The organism is Flavivirga abyssicola, assembly GCF_030540775.2.
In the GTDB taxonomy this organism is placed as follows: domain Bacteria; phylum Bacteroidota; class Bacteroidia; order Flavobacteriales; family Flavobacteriaceae; genus Flavivirga; species Flavivirga abyssicola.
Genome location: NZ_CP141266.1, coordinates 2,127,447 through 2,147,071, shown reverse-complemented (window position 1 = coordinate 2,147,071; position 19,625 = coordinate 2,127,447). Strand labels below are relative to the sequence as shown.

Annotated in this window: 25 protein-coding genes; 7 read left to right on the top strand and 18 right to left on the bottom strand. The window is 31.5% G+C overall.

Annotated features, from left to right (window positions below; genetic code table 11):
- Positions 1 to 44: 44 nt before the first annotated feature.
- Positions 45 to 866, bottom strand: coding sequence for an IS982 family transposase (locus Q4Q34_RS09125; RefSeq protein ID WP_330444595.1), 822 nt, complete (start codon positions 864 to 866; stop codon positions 45 to 47).
- A gap of 285 nt (positions 867 to 1,151) precedes the next feature.
- Between Q4Q34_RS09125 and ppnP the strand changes: the two genes are divergently transcribed.
- Complete coding sequence (ppnP, locus tag Q4Q34_RS09120) at positions 1,152 to 1,433, top strand: pyrimidine/purine nucleoside phosphorylase (protein WP_303316952.1); 282 nt, start codon at positions 1,152 to 1,154, stop codon at positions 1,431 to 1,433.
- Positions 1,434 to 1,623: 190 nt separating this feature from the next.
- Here ppnP and Q4Q34_RS09115 read toward each other — a convergent pair whose 3' ends face one another.
- The 4 genes from Q4Q34_RS09115 to Q4Q34_RS09100 all read right to left on the bottom strand — a co-directional run bounded on the left by Q4Q34_RS09115 (position 1,624) and on the right by Q4Q34_RS09100 (position 6,736).
- Positions 1,624 to 2,067 carry a DinB family protein gene (locus Q4Q34_RS09115; RefSeq protein WP_303316951.1) on the bottom strand — a complete coding sequence of 148 codons (444 nt, stop codon included), beginning with the start codon at positions 2,065 to 2,067 and terminating at the stop codon, positions 1,624 to 1,626.
- A gap of 135 nt (positions 2,068 to 2,202) precedes the next feature.
- Entirely contained in the window at positions 2,203 to 4,686 is a 2,484-nt protein-coding gene (locus tag Q4Q34_RS09110) for a ribonucleoside-diphosphate reductase subunit alpha (protein WP_303316950.1), read from the bottom strand.
- A gap of 205 nt (positions 4,687 to 4,891) precedes the next feature.
- Entirely contained in the window at positions 4,892 to 5,872 is a 981-nt protein-coding gene (locus Q4Q34_RS09105) for a ribonucleotide-diphosphate reductase subunit beta (RefSeq protein WP_303316949.1), read from the bottom strand.
- A 291-nt stretch (positions 5,873 to 6,163) separates the two neighbouring features.
- On the bottom strand, positions 6,164 to 6,736 hold the full coding sequence (locus tag Q4Q34_RS09100; protein ID WP_303316948.1) for a DUF3109 family protein: 573 nt from the start codon (positions 6,734 to 6,736) through the stop codon (positions 6,164 to 6,166).
- Positions 6,737 to 6,826: 90 nt separating this feature from the next.
- Here Q4Q34_RS09100 and Q4Q34_RS09095 point away from each other — a divergent pair, with 90 nt between their 5' ends.
- The 3 genes from Q4Q34_RS09095 to Q4Q34_RS09085 all read left to right on the top strand — a co-directional run bounded on the left by Q4Q34_RS09095 (position 6,827) and on the right by Q4Q34_RS09085 (position 8,302).
- A complete protein-coding gene (locus Q4Q34_RS09095) occupies positions 6,827 to 7,414 on the top strand; it encodes a MarC family protein (RefSeq protein ID WP_303316947.1) in 588 nt (195 codons plus the stop codon).
- Between the two features lie 12 nt (positions 7,415 to 7,426).
- Positions 7,427 to 7,630 carry a hypothetical protein gene (locus Q4Q34_RS09090; RefSeq protein WP_303316946.1) on the top strand — a complete coding sequence of 68 codons (204 nt, stop codon included), beginning with the start codon at positions 7,427 to 7,429 and terminating at the stop codon, positions 7,628 to 7,630.
- 63 nt (positions 7,631 to 7,693) lie between these two features.
- Positions 7,694 to 8,302, top strand: a complete 609-nt coding sequence (locus tag Q4Q34_RS09085) for an NAD(P)/FAD-dependent oxidoreductase (protein WP_303316945.1) — start codon at positions 7,694 to 7,696, stop codon at positions 8,300 to 8,302.
- Between the two features lie 11 nt (positions 8,303 to 8,313).
- Here the strand turns inward: Q4Q34_RS09085 and Q4Q34_RS09080 are convergent, their stop codons facing one another.
- The 3 genes from Q4Q34_RS09080 to Q4Q34_RS09070 form a co-directional block, all read right to left on the bottom strand.
- A complete protein-coding gene (locus tag Q4Q34_RS09080; protein ID WP_303316944.1) occupies positions 8,314 to 9,918 on the bottom strand; it encodes a S41 family peptidase in 1,605 nt (534 codons plus the stop codon).
- Positions 9,918 to 10,349: a deoxycytidylate deaminase gene (locus tag Q4Q34_RS09075; RefSeq protein WP_303316943.1), complete on the bottom strand. Its 432-nt coding sequence runs from the start codon at positions 10,347 to 10,349 to the stop codon at positions 9,918 to 9,920. Before Q4Q34_RS09075 ends, Q4Q34_RS09080 begins: the two co-directional genes overlap by 1 nt.
- A gap of 284 nt (positions 10,350 to 10,633) precedes the next feature.
- A complete protein-coding gene (locus Q4Q34_RS09070) occupies positions 10,634 to 11,224 on the bottom strand; it encodes a HupE/UreJ family protein (RefSeq protein WP_303316942.1) in 591 nt (196 codons plus the stop codon).
- Positions 11,225 to 11,348: 124 nt separating this feature from the next.
- On the opposite strand from Q4Q34_RS09070, the gene Q4Q34_RS09065 reads away from it, so the two are divergent.
- Entirely contained in the window at positions 11,349 to 11,876 is a 528-nt protein-coding gene (locus Q4Q34_RS09065; RefSeq protein WP_303316941.1) for a hypothetical protein, read from the top strand.
- A gap of 156 nt (positions 11,877 to 12,032) precedes the next feature.
- On the opposite strand, the gene Q4Q34_RS09060 is transcribed toward Q4Q34_RS09065, so the two are convergent.
- Positions 12,033 to 12,746, bottom strand: a complete 714-nt coding sequence (locus tag Q4Q34_RS09060; protein ID WP_303316940.1) for a tetratricopeptide repeat protein — start codon at positions 12,744 to 12,746, stop codon at positions 12,033 to 12,035.
- 221 nt (positions 12,747 to 12,967) lie between these two features.
- Here Q4Q34_RS09060 and Q4Q34_RS09055 point away from each other — a divergent pair, with 221 nt between their 5' ends.
- A complete protein-coding gene (locus Q4Q34_RS09055; RefSeq protein WP_303316939.1) occupies positions 12,968 to 13,435 on the top strand; it encodes a CBS domain-containing protein in 468 nt (155 codons plus the stop codon).
- A 2-nt stretch (positions 13,436 to 13,437) separates the two neighbouring features.
- On the opposite strand, the gene Q4Q34_RS09050 is transcribed toward Q4Q34_RS09055, so the two are convergent.
- The 5 genes from Q4Q34_RS09050 to Q4Q34_RS09030 form a co-directional block, all read right to left on the bottom strand.
- Entirely contained in the window at positions 13,438 to 14,148 is a 711-nt protein-coding gene (locus Q4Q34_RS09050; protein ID WP_303316938.1) for a hypothetical protein, read from the bottom strand.
- Positions 14,149 to 14,200: 52 nt separating this feature from the next.
- Complete coding sequence (locus tag Q4Q34_RS09045) at positions 14,201 to 14,551, bottom strand: hypothetical protein (protein ID WP_135879010.1); 351 nt, start codon at positions 14,549 to 14,551, stop codon at positions 14,201 to 14,203.
- A 2-nt stretch (positions 14,552 to 14,553) separates the two neighbouring features.
- Complete coding sequence (locus Q4Q34_RS09040) at positions 14,554 to 15,084, bottom strand: GNAT family N-acetyltransferase (protein WP_303316937.1); 531 nt, start codon at positions 15,082 to 15,084, stop codon at positions 14,554 to 14,556.
- Positions 15,085 to 15,098: 14 nt separating this feature from the next.
- Positions 15,099 to 15,608, bottom strand: a complete 510-nt coding sequence (locus tag Q4Q34_RS09035) for a DinB family protein (RefSeq protein WP_303316936.1) — start codon at positions 15,606 to 15,608, stop codon at positions 15,099 to 15,101.
- 92 nt (positions 15,609 to 15,700) lie between these two features.
- Positions 15,701 to 16,846, bottom strand: a complete 1,146-nt coding sequence (locus tag Q4Q34_RS09030) for a serine hydrolase domain-containing protein (protein ID WP_303316935.1) — start codon at positions 16,844 to 16,846, stop codon at positions 15,701 to 15,703.
- A gap of 209 nt (positions 16,847 to 17,055) precedes the next feature.
- Between Q4Q34_RS09030 and Q4Q34_RS09025 the strand changes: the two genes are divergently transcribed.
- Complete coding sequence (locus Q4Q34_RS09025; protein ID WP_303316934.1) at positions 17,056 to 17,256, top strand: hypothetical protein; 201 nt, start codon at positions 17,056 to 17,058, stop codon at positions 17,254 to 17,256.
- A 361-nt stretch (positions 17,257 to 17,617) separates the two neighbouring features.
- Here Q4Q34_RS09025 and Q4Q34_RS09020 read toward each other — a convergent pair whose 3' ends face one another.
- The 4 genes from Q4Q34_RS09020 to Q4Q34_RS09005 all read right to left on the bottom strand — a co-directional run bounded on the left by Q4Q34_RS09020 (position 17,618) and on the right by Q4Q34_RS09005 (position 19,579).
- Positions 17,618 to 17,767, bottom strand: coding sequence for a hypothetical protein (locus Q4Q34_RS09020; RefSeq protein ID WP_303316933.1), 150 nt, complete (start codon positions 17,765 to 17,767; stop codon positions 17,618 to 17,620).
- A gap of 210 nt (positions 17,768 to 17,977) precedes the next feature.
- Entirely contained in the window at positions 17,978 to 18,568 is a 591-nt protein-coding gene (locus tag Q4Q34_RS09015) for a hypothetical protein (RefSeq protein ID WP_303316932.1), read from the bottom strand.
- Between the two features lie 317 nt (positions 18,569 to 18,885).
- A complete protein-coding gene (locus tag Q4Q34_RS09010; RefSeq protein ID WP_303316931.1) occupies positions 18,886 to 19,050 on the bottom strand; it encodes a hypothetical protein in 165 nt (54 codons plus the stop codon).
- Positions 19,034 to 19,579: a hypothetical protein gene (locus tag Q4Q34_RS09005; RefSeq protein ID WP_303316930.1), complete on the bottom strand. Its 546-nt coding sequence runs from the start codon at positions 19,577 to 19,579 to the stop codon at positions 19,034 to 19,036. The genes Q4Q34_RS09010 and Q4Q34_RS09005 overlap by 17 nt, the downstream gene beginning before the upstream one ends.
- Positions 19,580 to 19,625 lie beyond the last annotated feature (46 nt).

Sequence of the window (19,625 nt, the reverse complement as noted above, 5' to 3'; positions counted from 1 at the left end):
TGGGCAATGATTGCTTTTAAATAGTTAACTCAAGTTTCCTATTTCTAAATTAGGTGTTTCATTTGAAACGCCATTACAAAGAGAATGAGTTTTATGATAAAACCTTTGGTTGTTACCGCACAGATTCTTCTTGGCATAAGACTACATATCTGACTTATTGAGGTTTCAATGATTTTTCTCATAGTTTCCTTTATATAAGCCATATAAGGTTTATCTTTTCTTTTTGAATTGGATTTTCTAGTGATTTGTAAATGCACTTGCTCCACTTCTTCAAAAAGGTCTTCAATCTCATAATCTGTATAACCACTATCACCATACAGAGAACTCTCTGGTGGTAAATCGTGATGCATACGTTGTAAGATTTGAGAGTCGTGTTCTTTACCAGCAACAAAGTACATTTCTACAGGAATACCGTCTTTAGTCGTTACGAGTTGTACTTTAAGACCATAGAAATACTCTCTTTTTGAGGCATTATAGCCTCTGAACTGTTCATCTTGAAGTAACTTACAACGTTTTATCCTAATATTGTGACATACCTTGACAGGAAAAGAATCTATAATATATTCCATCTCACAATAGATATATTTGAAAACTCTTCCTATTTCAAAAAACAGTAATAACATTAAATCTTTGATTTTATGTAAGCGCTTAGTGAAGCCACTTTTACGAAGCGTATGAGAAAAGACATGACTTTTCATATAAGAAAGTGCCGAACTCTGATTGCCATTAAAGTACATTGCAGCAACAAGAGCTGTAGTCAATACTTGGCTATCACTAAATGTTCTACTGTTGTGTTCTTTATGGTTCATTTCTTTTAGAATATCGTCTATTATACAATAGATTCCTATAACTTTGTCTTGGAGCATTTTGAGTGATTTTTTTGTGTCGCAACTCAAAAATATCAAATCTTAATTTGCTCCTTATTTTAGGAAACTTGAGTTAGTTAGGTATTTTTATAAATTTATGAACTAAACCTTCTTTGACCTTAAAAACTATTAAAGGTTTAATACATGTAGTAATAAATTTATTTTCTTTATTGAATAAGAGGCTTTTGAATATTTTATATAACTATTCGACTAATAATAATGTTTATTAGCATGCTGCTATACCAATTGAGTTTGCTATTTTCGTCAAAATTTTAAAATAAATATATGATTTCAACAAACGACTATTTTGATGGTAACGTTAAATCTTTAGGATATACTACTAAAACAGGAAAATCTACTTTAGGAGTTATGAATGCTGGCGATTATGAATTTGGTACTTCTACTCATGAAACAATGCTTGTTATTGAAGGAGAAATGACCGTTAAATTACCTGGCGAATCAGAATGGACAACGTATAAAGCTGGCGAATCATACCAGATTGAAGCTAATAAAACGTTTCAAGTAAAAGTATCTGAACAGACCTCATATTTGTGTCAATATAAATAAGGCTCTTAATTAACATGTTATTTGTATCATGTTAAACCTTTCGACTGCGCTAAAGGTGACAAGCGACAATATTAGTAGATCGGTCCTTAAAATGAGCTTGTTTTTAAATCACGTTTATATTTACGTATTGAGTTGAGCCTTTCGACTGTGCTCAAGACAAGTTAAAGTTGAAACCTATTTCAAATTGATATTATTCCAGAATTTGATTTAGATGATGCTCTAAATGATTAACGTAGTCCTGAATTAAAAATCTCAAATCCGAGGTATTGCTATCGTCTATTTCAATTTTGTAATTAAGTGTTTCTTCTGTTTGTTGACTTATTAAACACATTATTCTAGTATTAATAGCAAACCAAAAATTAGCAATTTCTTTAGATTCAGCATTTTGATAGTCATTAGCTTTCACTAATTTATCTTGTTTGTAATTTCTTATTTTATAAGGTTTATTCTCATACTGAATTTCGGTAAATCGTTGAAGGTTATTTATTCCAGAATCAATAAGGTGTCCTAAAACTTCTTTTTTTGACCACTTTTCTGGTGATGATTTTTGAGTCAATTCAAGTTCTGAAGATTGTAATATATATTTTAATCCTTTTTGTATTAGAGCTTCAAGCTTATTTACTGTTTTATTCATTTTTTCAATTAATTTAAGTATTAATGATAAAAAAAGCATCCCAATAGAGATGCTTTGTACAACACTTAATTTGAAATCCCTCTCAAATTCTTTTAAATAAGAATTGGGAGACATATTAAATAAGTGAAAATGAATTTAAGACCCACACATTAAGCAATCATCACCTTCTCCAGCTTTCGCCTGAGCAATGAGCGCTTTCATTTCCTCTGCAGTCATGGGCTCAACTTCTGGTGTGTTTTGTTTCGCAAATTTCGCTGCATTTTTTGCCGCTACTTGTTTCTTTTTTGCTTGTTCTTGCTCTACATTAACGTCCTTAACTTCTACAACGTCTGCAGTTGGTTCTTCTTTCTTAGTTGTTTGTAACGTAAACTTAATAGCATCTACTGCACTCTTAGTACGCAGGTAATACATTCCTGTTTTTAAACCGCTTTTCCATGCGTAAAAATGCATTGATGTTAGTTTAGCCATAGTAGCACCTTCTAAAAATAAGTTAAGTGATTGTGACTGATCTATAAAGTATCCTCTTTGACGAGACATATCTATAATATCTTTCATACTTAACTCCCAAACTGTTTTATATAACTCTTTTATATCTTGAGGAATGATATCTATATTTTGAATAGAACCATTTGCTCTCATAATATCTTGTTTTAAACTTTCATTCCAAAGTCCTAGATCAACTAAATCTTCTAATAAATGCTTATTCACAACAATAAACTCACCAGATAATACACGACGGGTATAAATATTAGAAGTGTACGGCTCAAAACATTCATTATTACCAAGAATTTGAGATGTTGATGCAGTTGGCATTGGGGCCACTAATAATGAGTTACGTACACCATTTTTTAGCACTTGCTTACGCAGCTTTTCCCAATCCCAGTTACCGCTTAATTCTTCATCTTTTAAGTTCCATAAGTTATGTTGGAATTCTCCTTTACTTATTGGAGACCCTTCATAGGTCTCGTAAGGACCATCAACTTTTGCTTCTTCCATACTTGCTGTAACTGCTGCATAGTAGAGTGTTTCAAAAATATCCTGATTTAATTTTTTAGCGGCATCACTTGTAAAAGGCATACGTAATTGTATAAAGGTATCTGCTAACCCCTGTACCCCTAAACCTATTGGTCTATGACGCATATTAGAGTTTTCGGCTTCTTTTACTGGATAGTAATTTCTATCAATAACGCGATTTAAGTTTTTAGTAACGCGCTTTGTAATACGGAACAATTCTTTATGATCGAATTGACCATTTTTAACAAACATTGGTAATGCAATAGATGCTAAATTACATACAGCAACCTCATCTGGAGATGTGTACTCTAAAATCTCTGTACATAAATTTGAAGAACGGATCGTTCCTAAATTTTGTTGATTAGATTTACGATTTGCTGCGTCTTTATACAGCATATACGGTGTCCCTGTTTCAATTTGAGATTCTAATATTTTCTCCCAAAGCTCACGTGCTTTTATTGTTTTACGTCCTTTTCCTTCTGCTTCATATTTTAAATATAGAGCTTCAAATTCCTCACTATGTGTTTCTGGCAATCCAGGACATTCGTTAGGACACATTAAAGTCCAATGGCCATCTTCTTGAACACGTTTCATAAATAAATCTGAAATCCACATCGCATAAAACAAATCACGTGCGCGCATTTCTTCTTTACCATGGTTTTTCTTTAAGTCTAAGAAATCAAAAATATCGGCATGCCACGTTTCTAAATAAATAGCGAAACTTCCTTTACGTTTTCCGCCTCCTTGATCTACATAACGTGCTGTATCATTAAATACACGAAGCATTGGCACAATACCATTACTGGTACCATTGGTTCCTGCAATATAGCTTCCTGTAGCTCGTACATTATGCATCGCTAAACCTATACCTCCTGCTGATTGTGAAATCTTAGCTGTTTGTTTTAAAGTGTCGTAAATACCATCAATACTATCTTCTTTCATTGTTAAAAGAAAACAAGATGACATTTGAGGTTTTGGTGTACCGGAATTAAATAATGTTGGTGTAGCGTGTGTAAAATATTTTTTAGACATTAACTCATAGGTCTCAATAGCTGCATCTAAATCATTTAAATGAATTCCTATTGAAACACGCATAAGCATATGTTGAGGGCGTTCTGCAATGACTCCATTTAATTTTAAAAGATAGGAACGCTCTAAAGTTTTAAAACCAAAATAATCATACCCAAAATCTCGGTTATATATGATAGTAGAATCAAGGCGTTCTTTATTAGCCATAATCACTTCATATACATCGTCTGCTAAAAGTGGTGCGTCTTTACCTGTTCTTGGATTTACATATTTGTGTAAATCTTCCATAACATCACTAAATGTCTTTTTAGTGTTTTTATGTAAGTTAGAAACCGAAATACGAGCAGCTAAACGCGCGTAATCTGGATGCGCCGTTGTCATAGTTGCTGCAATCTCTGCTGCAAGATTATCAAGTTCGCTTGTAGTAACACCATCATATAATCCTTCAATGACACGCATGGTTACTTTTAATGGATCGACCAATTCGTTTAATCCATAACATAATTTTCTCACTCTTGCAGTGATTTTATCGAACATGATTTGCTCTTTTCTGCCGTCTCTTTTTACTACATACATATTTATTACACTTTTTAGGTTTTCTGATACACCTTCAGAAAATTGGTTAGATTATTATTCTAATGTTTAGTTCTAATGGTTAATTAGACAAAAAATCAGTTACTTTGGTCACTTTAACAAAAGGTTATTAATTTCCCTCCTATTATGGGAATGTCATTCTAATCGAATTTTCAAAAAGAGAGATTTTTGAAAATTAGGGGCTCAATTAAAAATCGGCGTCAAAACTGAATTTATCCTTTTCTTCTTCTTTATTAAGGACACCCGCTTTTTGATATTCAGACACGCGTTTCTCAAAGAAATTTGTTTTTCCTTGTAGTGAAATCATATCCATAAAATCAAATGGGTTTGCTGTATTGTATTCTTTTTCGCAGCCTAATTCGCTTAGCAATCTATCTGTCACAAATTCTAAATATTGTGCCATTAAAACTGCATTCATACCAATTAAACTTGCTGGTAAAGATTCTGTTATAAATTCGCGTTCAATATCTAAAGCATCTACTAGTATTTCCCTAATACGGGACTTAGGCACTTTATTTACTAAATGTTCATTATGTAAATGTACTGCAAAATCGCAGTGTACACCTTCATCACGAGATATTAACTCATTAGAAAATGTTAAACCAGGCATTAATCCTCTTTTCTTTAACCAGAAAATAGAACAAAATGCCCCAGAAAAGAAAATACCTTCAACTGCTGCAAACGCGATTAAACGTTCTGCAAAGCTTGGAGATTCAATCCATTTTAATGCCCAGTCTGCTTTCTTCTTAATAGCAGGAAAGTTCTCAAGAGCATTAAACAAAAGGTCTTTTTCTTTTTCGTCTTTTACATAAGTATCAATTAAAAGTGAATAGGTTTCACTATGAATATTTTCCATCATGATTTGAAATCCGTAAAAGAATTTCGCTTCACTATACTGTACTTCGTTTACAAAGTTCTCAGCTAAATTTTCGTTTACAATACCATCACTTGCAGCAAAAAATGCTAGAATGTGCTTTATAAAATAACGCTCATCATCATTAAGCTTTGTAGACCAATCTGTAAGATCTTGATGTAAATCAATTTCTTCTGCTGTCCAGAAACTTGCCTCCGATTTTTTATACCACTCCCAAATATCATGGTGTTGTATTGGAAAAATAACAAAACGGTCTTTGTTTTCTTGCAGAATCGGTTCTATAGTCTGAGACATTGTTTTTTTAGATTTTTATAAAATATTGGACGAAAATTTCTTTCGATTTGGGAGTAACAAAGATTGAAAAATGTAGTGATAAAAGAAAGGTATAGTTATAAACATTGTCAACAAGTTTTTAACAAAACTTAACAAATTAGTCTTTTAAAAGGCTTTCTTACAACATTACAAATTACTGATTATCAATCGTTTAATTTTTAACATCTTTGCTTAAGCCCCATAAAATAAGGGGCTTTGTTTACAAAAAAAGCAAAGAAATGAGACGCTAATTTTAAAACTTAAAAATAAATTTTAACCCCTTTTTTTTGAATTTGCAACCTTCTCTAATTCCATATACCAATCTTCTCCAAACTTCCTAATTAAAGCTTCTTTCACAAATTTATAGATAGGTATTTGTAATTCTTTACCCAATGCACAGGCATCATCACAAATTTGCCATTTGTGATAATTAACTGCTGAAAACTCACTATAATCTTGAACTCTTACGGGGTATAAATGGCAAGACACTGGTTTTTTCCAAGAGATTTGACCTTGATTGTAAGCTTCTTCTATACCACAAAGGGCTACTTTTTTTTCATCAAAAGTAACGTAAGCGCAATCTGCTCCTTTAATTAAAGGTGTTTCTAATTCACCTTCTTCACTAGTTACATATACACCTTGAGATTCGATGGCTTCTATTCCTTCTTTACGCAAAAAAGGTTTTACTTTAGGGTAAATATCCTTTAATATTTTAGCCTCATTTTCTTCTAATGGCGCACCTGCATCACCATCAATACAGCATGCTCCTTTACAAGCCGAAAGATTACACATAAAATCTTTCTCGATAACGTCTTCGGATACAATGGTTTTTCCTAATTGAAACATCAGGCAAAAATAGACAATCTTTAGAATTATTTAATGCAATAGTTTGGTATTTAATACCGAACTTTGCACACAAACTTAATAACCAAAGAAATGCAATTAAACTTTAAAGAAATCTTTACGGCTTTTATGGTATTATTTGCCGTTATAGATATCATAGGAAGTATTCCTATAATTATAGATTTACGAAAAAAAGCGGGTCATATTCAAAGCGAAAAAGCTTCTGTTATCGCGGGTATTATATTAGTTGTATTCCTGTTTTTAGGAAAGAGTATTTTAAACCTTATTGGTATTGATGTAAACTCGTTTGCTGTTGCTGGTGCTTTTATTTTGTTTTTTATTGCTTTAGAAATGATTTTAGGAATCACTTTATATAAACAGGAAGAAAGCACTGCTATGTCAACTGCTGTATTTCCTTTAGCGTTTCCTTTAATTGCTGGTCCTGGAAGTTTAACGACCTTATTATCGTTAAGAGCTGAGTTTAGAACTGAAAATATTATTATTGCTCTTATTTTGAATGTTATTTTTATTTTTATAGTACTAAAAACATCGGCTAAAATTGAACGACTTATAGGGCAAAACGGCATAAACATTATACGTAAAGTGTTTGGTGTGGTATTATTAGCTATTGCAGTTAAATTGTTTGCTCATAACATTAAAGCTCTATTTGAAATTGCTTAAACATTATTTAGAATGAAATATTTAACTATTATTATAAGTATTATTGCCTTTGGGCTCATGATTTTCAACTTTACAAAAGTAAATTTTGATGCGCCTTTTAAAGACGATAGTTTAATTGCTTTAATTACTATTGTAGCATCTCTTTGTGTGATCCTAATGATGCTTATTTTAAGAATATCTAAACGTATTGAACAAAAAGTAAAAGAACGCAACTAATACCAATTAAACTTCAAAAAGAAACCATTTACTTATGTTTAATTTTAAAATTCAATTGGTATAATGTATGATGCTTTAATTATTGGCGGTGGTGCATCAGGCCTGTCTTGTGCTTTGGTTTTAGGTTCTGCTAAAAATAAGGTTTTTGCTAAAGACAAACGTATTGGCATCATTACTCACCAAAAAACATCACATCTTCAAACGGCCTTATTTAATAATGTACTGGGTTTAGCGCCTAAAACGACTGGTGCTTCTATTTTAGAAAATGGAAAACAACAACTAACAGACTTATACCCACATGTCAATCAGATTGAAAAGGAAAAAGTCTTAGAGTTATCAAAATCTGAAGATATTTTTAAAATAAGAACCAATAAAAATACTTATTCTTCCAAAGTCGTTGTTGTTGCAGTCGGTTATACTAATTTAATGACTATTAGAGGGCTTGAACATTATATTGAACGGCATCCAAGATCTCCTATTGAAAAAAATAGGATTTGGTTAAAAAATACAGATCATTTAATTGAAGCTAATTTATATGTAGCTGGCACACTGGCTGGCTGGCGAAGTCAATTTTCCATAGCTTCCGGTAGCGGCGCGCATGTGGCTACTGATATTTTAACACTTTGGAATGACGGGAAAGATACTAAGGTGCATGATAAAATAGAATCTTAATTTAATCTTTATCAGTCAGTCAAATTAAGACCTTCATCACTCAACCTAATAACCTCTTCGATCATAATATCTCTTTGATTGAAGACTTCTTCAAAAGCACCACCACCGTAAAGTTGATCTGCTAATGTTGCTTTTATATATTGTTTTACTTCGGTATGATAGGCTACAAAAGTGACTTTAGAGTCGGTACGGACATTTAAGTAATCTTGAAAAGCAAACACCAAATCGTCACTCACTTCAAACGAATCAATAAAATCTTGTCTTGGGATACCGTCGTAAAGGTGTCTGTCTTTTTCTAGTTCTTCAAACACAAAATATCCAATAAACCCTCGTCTTTGTAAAAAGGTGAGTGTTTCATTCTGCATGCTATTATCTATGGGTACAAATACATCTGGAATAATACCGCCACCACCGTACACAGTTTTTCCTCCTGGTGTTGTAAATTTTAACGAATCTGCTACTTTAATCTTTTCCGGATCTAAAAGCTCACCGCTTTCCAATCTATTAAAATACTCATCATAATAATCTTTATTACCATTTTTGTATGAACGCTGAATGGAGCGACCTGTTGGTGTATAATAACGTGATACGGTTAAACGCACCGCACTACCATCTCCTAAATCCATTTCGCGTTGCACCAATCCTTTGCCATAGGAACGACGTCCTACAATGGTTCCTTTATCATTATCTTGCAAGGCTCCCGCAACGATCTCGCTCGCGGATGCCGAATTCTCGTCTATAAGGACGTACACTTGGCCTTCTTCAAAATCACCTTTACTGGTTGCAAAGCTTTTTTCAATATTTCCTCGTTTATTTTTAGTGAATAAAATGAGTTTATCGTCTTCTAAAAATTCATCTACTATTTGCTCTGATATGCTTAAAATACCTCCAGGATTATTTCTTAAATCCAGAGCAATTTCAGTAGCACCTAATTCCAAAAGTTTATCCAAACCTTTTTTAAATTCCTTATAAGTAGATTCTGCAAAACGATTTACTTTTATATATCCTAACTTCTCGGTTAACATATAAGCCGCATCGACACTTTTAATAGGGATATTTCCTCGCTTTACTGTAAAGTTTAAAAGTTTTGGCTCGCCTCTTCTATATACTTTTAAATTGACTTTAGTATTAATAGGCCCCTTTAGTTTTTTAACCATTTCACCATCATTCAACCGCGCTCCAAAAAGTGTATCATTATCTGCCATGATAATCCTATCGCCCCCCTTAATGCCAGCTTTTTCACTAGGCCCTCCTTCTATAGCCCTAATAACTGCAATAGTATCTTTATAAGGATAAAAGCTAACACCAATCCCTACGAAATCACCTTTCATTTCTTCTGCAACTCGTTCCATGGCTTCTTTAGGAATGTACACAGAATGCGGGTCTAAATTATCTAAAATACCATTAACAGTAACATCAACAATACTATCGGTATTTATTTCATCAACATAATCGTAATCAATATAATCAATAAGCCTGTTAAGCTTATCTTTTTTACTATTTGTTGAAAACAGTCTGTCTGGCGAATCTCGAAAATCTAGTTTTCCGCCAATAAAAATGCCCGCCGCAATTGCAACGCCCAAAATCAATGGCAAATATTTTTTTTGAAATGACATTATGCTTTTAAATCTTCTATTAATTTAAGGTCTATTCCTGCTTTTTTTAGGAATTTCAAACCTGAATCATCTTTATAGGCTTCATGATATACCACTTTAACAATCCCCGATTGGTGTATTAGTTTACTACATTCTTTACAAGGTGACATGGTAATATATAATGTGGCGCCTTTACATGATTGTGTAGAAGCTGCCACTTTTAAAATAGCATTGGCTTCTGCATGCAATACATACCATTTTGTGTAGCCTTCATCGTCTTCACAAAAGTTTTCAAATCCAGATGGTGTTCCGTTATAACCATCAGAGATTATCATCCTGTCTTTTACAATAATCGCGCCAACCTGTCTCCGTTTACAATAAGATAGTTTTCCCCATTCTTGGGCTATTCTTAAATAAGCCTTGTCGTACTTAAGCTGTTTATTTTCTGGCATTAATTTATTTATAATTTAGACGTGCTGTTAAATGATAAATGACTTCTGAAAGCCATTTCTTGGTATAATAAAGAGCTTCCTCAATAAAGACCTTAACTCTCCGCACGAAACGATATAACGAAGATACTTGGTTCGTATTTTAATTACAACGTAAGTTCGTTAAAATTTTGAGAAAGTTATATTATCAATATCATCTGAAAGTTAAGAAAAATCCTTTATTTAGAAGTGATCCAATTCAAGCTTATTTTATTATCTGAATGTTAATATTGAAAAACTAATTATTGCTAAGACAAGAAATCACTATTTAATATCATGGGAATAACTAAACCGACTACGATAGCAGATATTACCATAATCCAATCACGCTTAGAGAACCTAAAAATAGTCTGTACAATATAGCCTAAAAATAATACTATAAATACAATAATTACTTGAGCAAGTTCAATTCCCAAAGCAAATTCTAATAATAAGACTAATTTATTATCTGAATCCCCTAAAAACATTTGAAATTCGCGTGCAAACCCTAAACCATGTATCAAACCAAAGAATAAGGTTGATAAGAACAATACGCCAACTTTTTCTTTTTGCGCACCTTTTCCAGCAGTAAAGACATTAAAAAGTGCCACTACTAAAATTGTAATAGGAATTAAAAATTCTATAATTTGTGCGTTTACACGAACTACATTATACGCAGCTAAAACGAGAGATAGCGTATGCCCTAAGGTAAATATAGAAACTAATAGGAGTACCCGCTTCCAATCTTTGAACACATATGGAACGGTTAAAACAATAAGAAATAAAACGTGATCGTAAGCGTTAATATCTAATACATGATTGATACCATACTCAACGTTAAACCAAAAATTTCCTAGCATAATAATTTTAAGATTAGGGGAATTTTTCAAATATACAATTAATTAGATTCTTTTAAAATGGTATTATATTTTTTATCTAATTGAAAGAGTATATCTTTGTATAGCACCATTTAAATAAAGCACAATGCGTATTAAAACTTTAAGTATTTTAAGTCTATTAATTATGTTTTTTTCTTGTAAAAAAGATCAAGAAAACAGCACTAATAATACTGAAAGTAATGATAGTAAAGAAATAACAGAAAAAGATATTTCAAAAATTAACTATATCGATTTTGCATTGGATTTAAAAACAGAAGATGTTGTTAAAGACTGGCAAGAATACTATCAACTACAAGACGCAATAACTAATATTAAAAAAGGTGATTTAAGTTTTTTTAATGATAATGAAGAAAACAAAGCAACTATCAATACATTATTAAAAGAATTAAAAGTAAAAATCCCTAAGGAAATAAATTCACCTTCTATTGTTGCTAGAATTACCGCCCTGGAAACTAAGCTTTATAAATTAGAGGGTTTATCAAATTTACCTACCACAAGTAAAAAAGAACTTACTGCAACTATTAAAGACTTTTTGGTTGCTTTTTCTAATTTAAATTTACAAATAAATAAGAAAATAGAATTTGATTCCCGAAAGATTGAAAAACCTGAATAGTTTATTAAAAGAGGGTATCTGAAAAGTAAAAATTCAGTGTGATAAGACTGTCGCAATCTGTTTAATTTAAAAGATTCTCACGTCGCACTTATGTGCTCCTCAGAATGACAAGGTTGATTTTACTTTTTAGATACCCTTTTATATTTCCTTATTTCTTTAATTTTTTGGTTGGGCTGCTTGCGCCTGCATCGCTTGCTTTTGTCTTAATAACTCGTTTTTTGTTATTTGAATTAAATTAAAGTTAGGTGCTATTTTTAAAGTTTCATCCAAAACATCAACAGCTGCATCAATATTTGTTTTTGTGTCTTTATTATAAATAGTTAATGCGTTTAAATACATGAATGCTGCCTTTAGAGATACTTCGTATGGCGTCTGTGTCTCATAATAAGCTTTCTTCATATCGTCTTTAGAATTTGCCAAACCATAAGTAATATGCTTTTCTGCTTCTGCTAGTTTTTGAGTTTGCAAATTAAGTTCTGCTAATTCGTAAGCAATTAACGCGTTTGGTTTTCTCGTAAACATTTCCTCAAAAAAACCAATAGCTAATTCTGGTTGTTTAACCGATTTTAAAGACAGTGCTTTTACCTCAACTGCTATATCAGAATCTGTAGTACTTTTTTCTATGCCAATAGTATTAAGGGCTTGCATATATTTGCCTTCAGTCATATACAAGTAAGCTAACGTATCTTTTCTTGCTTGAGATGGTGCTAATAAATTTAAATGAGTCATCCCGTTTATAATACCTTGAACATCGCCTTGGGCCTTCATTTGCTTGTAATAAGCTTCATAATGTTTTATTAACTCTGAGTTGCTTTGTGCATTTAACATAAAACTGCTTGCTAATAAAATCAATCCTAATAATCTTTTCATTCCTCTAATATTTATTTTAACGTGCTAAAACTATAAAAAATTAACATTTAAACTCTTAAAAGTATGCTAATTATTTTTGCCTAAGCTAAATAGTTGTGTTTTTCAGAAATTATTTAAGCATAATGTGTTATTGCTAATTAAAACCTTGCTACTGGGAAAAATATTTTTTTAGGGAAATTTAAAAAATTTAACTATATTTAAGATTACTAAATTCAATTACCATGGGAATTAAGAGTTTTCTAGCTTCACGAAAAAAGACACAAAAAGATACACCTGCCACACCAATAAAGGTTAGTGACTATATGACCACAAATTTGATTACGTTTAAATCTGATCAAAGAATTGAACAGGTTATTGATGCTATAATAAAACATAGAATTTCGGGTGCTCCTGTAATAAATGAAAAAAACGAATTAATTGGTGTTATTTCTGAAGGTGACTGTATTAAACAAATAAGTGAAAGCAGATATTATAACATGCCCATGGATAATGCGACCGTTGAAAAGCATATGGTTAAAAATGTTGAAACCATTGATGGTAATATGAATATTTTTGATGCTGCTAATAAGTTTCTTGCCTCTAAAAGAAGACGTTTCCCTATTGTTGAAAATGGTAAACTAATAGGGCAAATAAGCCAAAAAGACATCCTTAAAGCTGCTCTTGCCTTAAAAGGGCAAAACTGGAAATAGGCTTAAAGCTTAGTTGTTGACGCTTTTAAAGCGTTTGGATGATCTGTGATAATAATCTTTTCTTTTTCGTTACTTATTAATTCCACAATTTTAGAATAAGCATATTCTGGAATGGGTTCGTTTAATAGTTTCCATTTAGCAACACCAGCCACGGTTAATTTTTCACCAATTTCAATAATACCTTCTTTATATCGCAGTCTTTTATTGAACCCAAAAAAGCCTTCACTATCAATATTGTATGTTCTAAGTAATTCTTTAAATTCCGGTGTTGGATCATTGAAAACTCCAGAATTAGCTTTTTTATCTTTAACTAAAAAACTCTTATAATTTTTAGGAGACGATTTTGGTCTAATTATGACATAACTTCCGTTATGCTCTAGAAAAAAATCCTGCATTTTTTCTTCATCTACAACAGTCTTCCAATATGAGCTCTTACCCGAACTTACTTTTCTCTCTATTTTCATGGTATAAAAAACACATTTTCTTTTACTTAATGGAGCTATTAAAGGATCTTTTACATGTAATGCTTTTCCATATACTTTAACAAATTCGTTTGCTTTTAAACTTGAAATAGCTCTATGCCTAGTTTTGGAAAGCTTTCTTAGTATGGTTTGCTTTTTACTAAAATAATATACTAAAAACACAAATAGTATAAGTACCGAAATAACAATAAAAGGAATAGGAGATATACTAAGGATTGAAACTAATATCATAAAAGAGTATTTTATAGTATGAGTAAGCATTTTTAATTATTTGTTACAAGGTTTACCCTTCACGTTTTACTAATGCATAATAATCTCCCTCTAAGGGTAAATACCCCTGATCGTAGACAAAATAATACACAGTACCTGCCTTTGTTGTATAAATGCTTGTAAAATAATTAAAATCGAAACCTGCTTCTATTAGTTTAGCACGAGACGTTTTTGTTTTTTGTTCTGGGTTGAGTGTTTCCAAAATTCTATAATTTTTTCGCAGCCTGTTATTGGTATTACGTATTAAATTTTTGCTGTCCTTGTTTACTCTGTTGTTATAAGCATTTCGGCAGCCATCGTTACAGAATTTCTTATCTATTCTGCCTACAATCTTATCACCACATTCTAAACATTGTTTTTCCATGACTATTTATTTTCAATTTTATACCAACGAAGCTTTAGTTTTTCTTCTTCATAATAAAAATCTTCAACATACTCTAACCCTATTTTTAAAAGGGCATTGTGTGAGGCTTGATTCCCTATTTCTGTTATCCCATATAGTTCTGGAAGTTTTAAAACCTTAAAAGCATAATCAACTGCTTTTTTACCTGATTCTGTTGCATATCCCTTACCCCAAAACCGTTTTATTATTCTGTAACCTACATCGTAGAATTCAGTAAAGCCATTCATGTTATATTCTGTATTAAGCCTTAATCCAGACCAGCCCATAAATTCTTGTGTTTCCTTATTAATTAAGGCCCAACGGCCAATACCACGTTCTGTATACTGCTTTAGAATACCTTCCAAAATTTTCTGTGATTCTTCTTTAGTTTTCACAGGTTTATTTCCTAAATATTTATGTACTTCGGGGTCCGAATCTAACTCAAACATCCCTTCTAAATCGGACATTCGTAATTCTCTTAAAACTAACCGTTCTGTTTCTATATGAAATGTCATAATAATTTAATGTCTTACCAATTACCTGCATACCCCAAATCGAGGCCTGTTTTCTCTTTTAAATAATTATAATCATATCTTAAAATTTGTCTTATGTGCAAATAATCGTGAGCTAACCAATTCGTTAAAAACAATTTTGCCGACATATCCCCCAGTTCAGGATGTGATAATTTGCTTTCCCAATTAGCGTCTAGCTTACTTTTTAACCATATTATGGATTGTTTCCTTTCTTCCAAAAAAGCAAAAAGGGTATCGCTGTAATTTCTAGTATCATAAGCTCTTTCTTTAACCCATCCAACAGGATCAATCGATACTAATGGTTTTTCAGGGGTTTCAAGTGTGTGAGCTACACGCGTTTTAAAATCATCCCGTTCTTCGTCTAATAGATGACATACAATTTCTAACAAATTCCATTTTTCTGGCTGGGGTCTCCATAAATATTGCTTGTCCTTTTTAGACATTAAAAGGTTTTTAAATACGTGTTGGTTGTTTTCTAATTGTTGTATAATTTCTTTAATAAACATATACTGTAGATTTTATGTTTTTTTAATTTATAAAATTCTGTTTATTTACCTAAAAAATATAAGCTGTTCATAGACCTAAATTATAAATCATGTTATTCTGTTATTGATATCAATACTAAGTCATCTATTAAATCATTCATATTCAATGTTGCTGATGCATAATCACAATTGAACTGTATAGCCGCTGCAATTTTCTTTTCAGGATAATAGATAAAAAGAGAATTAAACCCTGGCATAAACCCTGAATGTCCGAAAGCCTCACCTAATTTACTCGTATAAATAAAACTGCCCATACCATAAGAGCTTTTATGCTCCACATCTACTCCGTTTGGATTCGGTGTAGTTATAAGACGTAGTGACTCCTGAGAAAACAACTTACTTTCATAATACAACTTTGCCCATCTGGCCAAATCTGATGTGGTTGAAGCCATCCCTCCTCCTGTCCACTCAACTTGAGGGTTCATAAAATACTGTCCGTTTTCAACAGTTTTATTAGGGACATAAAAAGTATCTCCCATGTTAGAATAACCTATGGCAAGATTAGGAATATTTCGAGTAAGTGAAGGGTATGTGTTTTTTAAATTATTTGGTTTTAAAAATTCGTCCTGTACCAGGTCATAGTAGTTTTTAGAGGTTACCTTTTCAATAAGCATCCCTAATAATATATAGTTCGTATCAGAATAGCTCCATTGCTTACCAGCTTCATGAACGGGCTCATCATTAAGTATGTATGATAATCGTTCTTTGTAAGTCCATACCTTATTTGGGTTATCATGTAGGGCTTTCCATAATTCAGATTTAAAAACATATCTCGGTAATCCACTGGTATGCTGTAATAACATTTCAATAGTGATATCGTTAATATTTGGTAATTTAGATAGCCATTCTGTATCTGGGAAATAGGTTATTAATTTATCTTTCAGGTTAACTTTTTTCGACTCTACAAGATTCATTAATAAAGCTACTGCATATGTTTTTCCTATACTCCCCGAAAAAAGGGTATGATTGATATTTAAATTCTCCTTTTGTTCAACATCTGAATATCCAACTGAATAATTATCAATGTTTCCATCAACATCTATTATGGAATAATTTAATCCTGGTAATTCCTTTTCATTAATTGCTTTCTCTATAGCATGAACTACGTTTTCATTTTTATTAAAACTTTTCTCAACACCTGTTTTGCAGGCAATCAAAAACAGTAAGGATGCAACCAAATGAAGAATGTTTTTTTTCATGGATATGGTTTGTTTACAACATTAAGACAATATATGAAAATTTAGAGTGGTATGAGACTCCAAAAAACACTTAATATCTTTGTATATAGTTGCTGCTTGTCCAAGCATCTATATAGAATAAGGGACAACTTAAATAAATTTATTATCTTTATAAATCTTCCCTAAGTTCATGATTAATAGATTACTATTAACATTTAAAATTTATTATTATGGCAATCTATTCAGAATTTTTTAAAGGACAATTTAAATTGAGGGACTTTTTATTTGGTGTTATTCTTGGCGCAGGGCTATTGAAAGCTTTTTGGTGTTTTAGCATCCCATATGATAACTGCGATTACTGTGACAATCCAGACCCAATAAAACAAGAAGAATGCCTTAAAGCATGTGAAGAAAGGCAAAGTTGTTTATGATAATTAAAAAACCTCTTGTATATAAAGGCGGGTCTATTAAAACTAAGTCACATATCAAACAAATTATTCGTTTACAAACGACTACAAGCATTTACAAACGATTTTAAATAAGTAAGTACGGTAACTATATATTAGATTTACCCAAAAAGAGTAATTTATTCTCGCATAATTATTTATGCAGTTTTTTTGGAAAGTATTTAAACCTCATAAATGTTAATACATCTATGTGCATCTTGCGAGTGCGGTTAACCGACAAGGTAAATCTTTCAATTTGAATGAACGTATTACACCGTTAATATCTGTCTATCGCTTCCAAGACAGTCATCCTAACTAAACAGCCAAAACTGAATGTATAATTTGGTTATAAGAATAACCATTTTATTAATTTATAAATGCCATAAATAGCACCAAAGGTTAAAGCCCATAACAATCCTCCTACAAAACCGTTTTTATATTTATTACTATAATTGTCATTGTATGAATTGAAACGTCTATCTTTATTTTCAAACATTACTGTTTTTTTCTCTTTTGACGCTTAATGTTATTCTCAACCTTTGATTTGTCTACTTTTGATATTCTTTGCATCATTTCGGCAAATTCCATATTAACCTTTACAGGCTTATCGTATTTGTTTTGCTTAATCATCTTTAAGGTATTATAGCGTTTATGCAGATTATCATAAGCCCTGATTTTCAGGGCTTATTTATATCAAATATAAGAATTAAAACTCATAATTTAATTGCAGCTCCACAAGGATTGAATCAGAAACATCCTTTACTTCAATAGTCTCAGGAAAACCATTAAATTCATTATAAATAACAAACCCTTGACTTGCCATAAAATCGTCAGCATCATTCGGGTCGTAATCATAAATATTGACTAAAAATGCGTTGGCATAGTTAACTATTTTAAGGTTAGGACTGAACTCTAAATAATTTCCTCCTGTAATAAGTATATTCTCAAAAAACGTATCGCTATCATAGATAACATCAAGATTTGAGTTTTGAAATGTTATATACACATCGGGCAATTCATTGTTCGGAGTAATTAAATCAAAATCCCAATTGTCTCCGTTGGACTGTTGAATCGGAAAAGCTTTTACTGTAGCTTTCGTGATAGTAATACTTTTTGGGGTAATCTGTGTTGAACAATTCGATCCTGTGTATCCTTCGGGACACTCACATTCACAATCGGTAAACACACCACCGTTTAAACAGGTAATGGTTTCGCAACTATCGGAACTTGATGAACAGCCTAATATTATAGAAAACAAGGCTAATAAAACTGTTGGTTTGAAAAGTTTTCTTTTCATGGTAAATGATATTAAATATCATCCAAACCCAAAATGAAGGTTAGTAAAACAAAAGAAGCGTGGGTCTGTAGCCTATCCGTACTGAGGCTCTGACAAAGCCCTACCCACAAACAAGCACAAGAACACCCACGCCGTAAAGCATGAGTGTTAGACTTATTTAATCTTGTGGGTATAGGAAACTGTCAGATTTCAGTACAAGAGAAAATAGCTAACGCTACTATTTTAAATTATAATGGTCTATATGTATATAAATATGTTTTTGATTACGCTGTAAATATAGGAATTTAACCTATATATACTATGTATGGAAGTGAAGGTTAGGTGGTTTCGTTGTGTTTTAACAAAGATTGCTTCCAAGCTTCCTGTTCTTTTAAGAGTTCTTCATAATCTTTTTTTATTTCGTCTTTTAAACGAAGCCTTTGTGCGTATAAATATAAGCCTATTCCTATTGAATATGATATAATGCTAAGAAGTTCCATCATTATTTTGTTCATCTTTTAATTCTTTTTTAAACGTTAAGAATTTTTCCATTACATTTTTTGAAAAAAGATGATTTTTATTTTCGGTTATTAACTTTTCGTCTACACCTATTTCTAATAAATCATCTTTTGAAAAACCTCCCTCTAACGTAAGCTTTTTGAGGTATTCTTCTTTAGGTAAATCTTTATACTCATTGTTAAAATGAATAAACCTAATTTTGTTATTTGTTATCCTATCAAGTTTTGTTAACTCTTTGTACCAATGTTCATTAGTTTGATTTAGATGATATTCTACAGATTTTTTTGTTCTCAAAAAAGCTCTCCATAAAAAATATAAAAATATGACTGTTAACAGTCTAATTGAAATTTCAAAATATGATGCGTCCATTTGTATTTGATTTATTTGTAAATCCTTTAAAGTTATTTCATATGCTTTTTCAAAAAAACCAATAAGCAAGTCTATCAATGAAATAAAAACTATAAAAGGCGAATTCAATATTTTATTTAAAAATTTAGAAATTTTGGTTTTCATACTTAGTGTCATTTTATGATGACACTAAAATAACTAAATAGAGTTG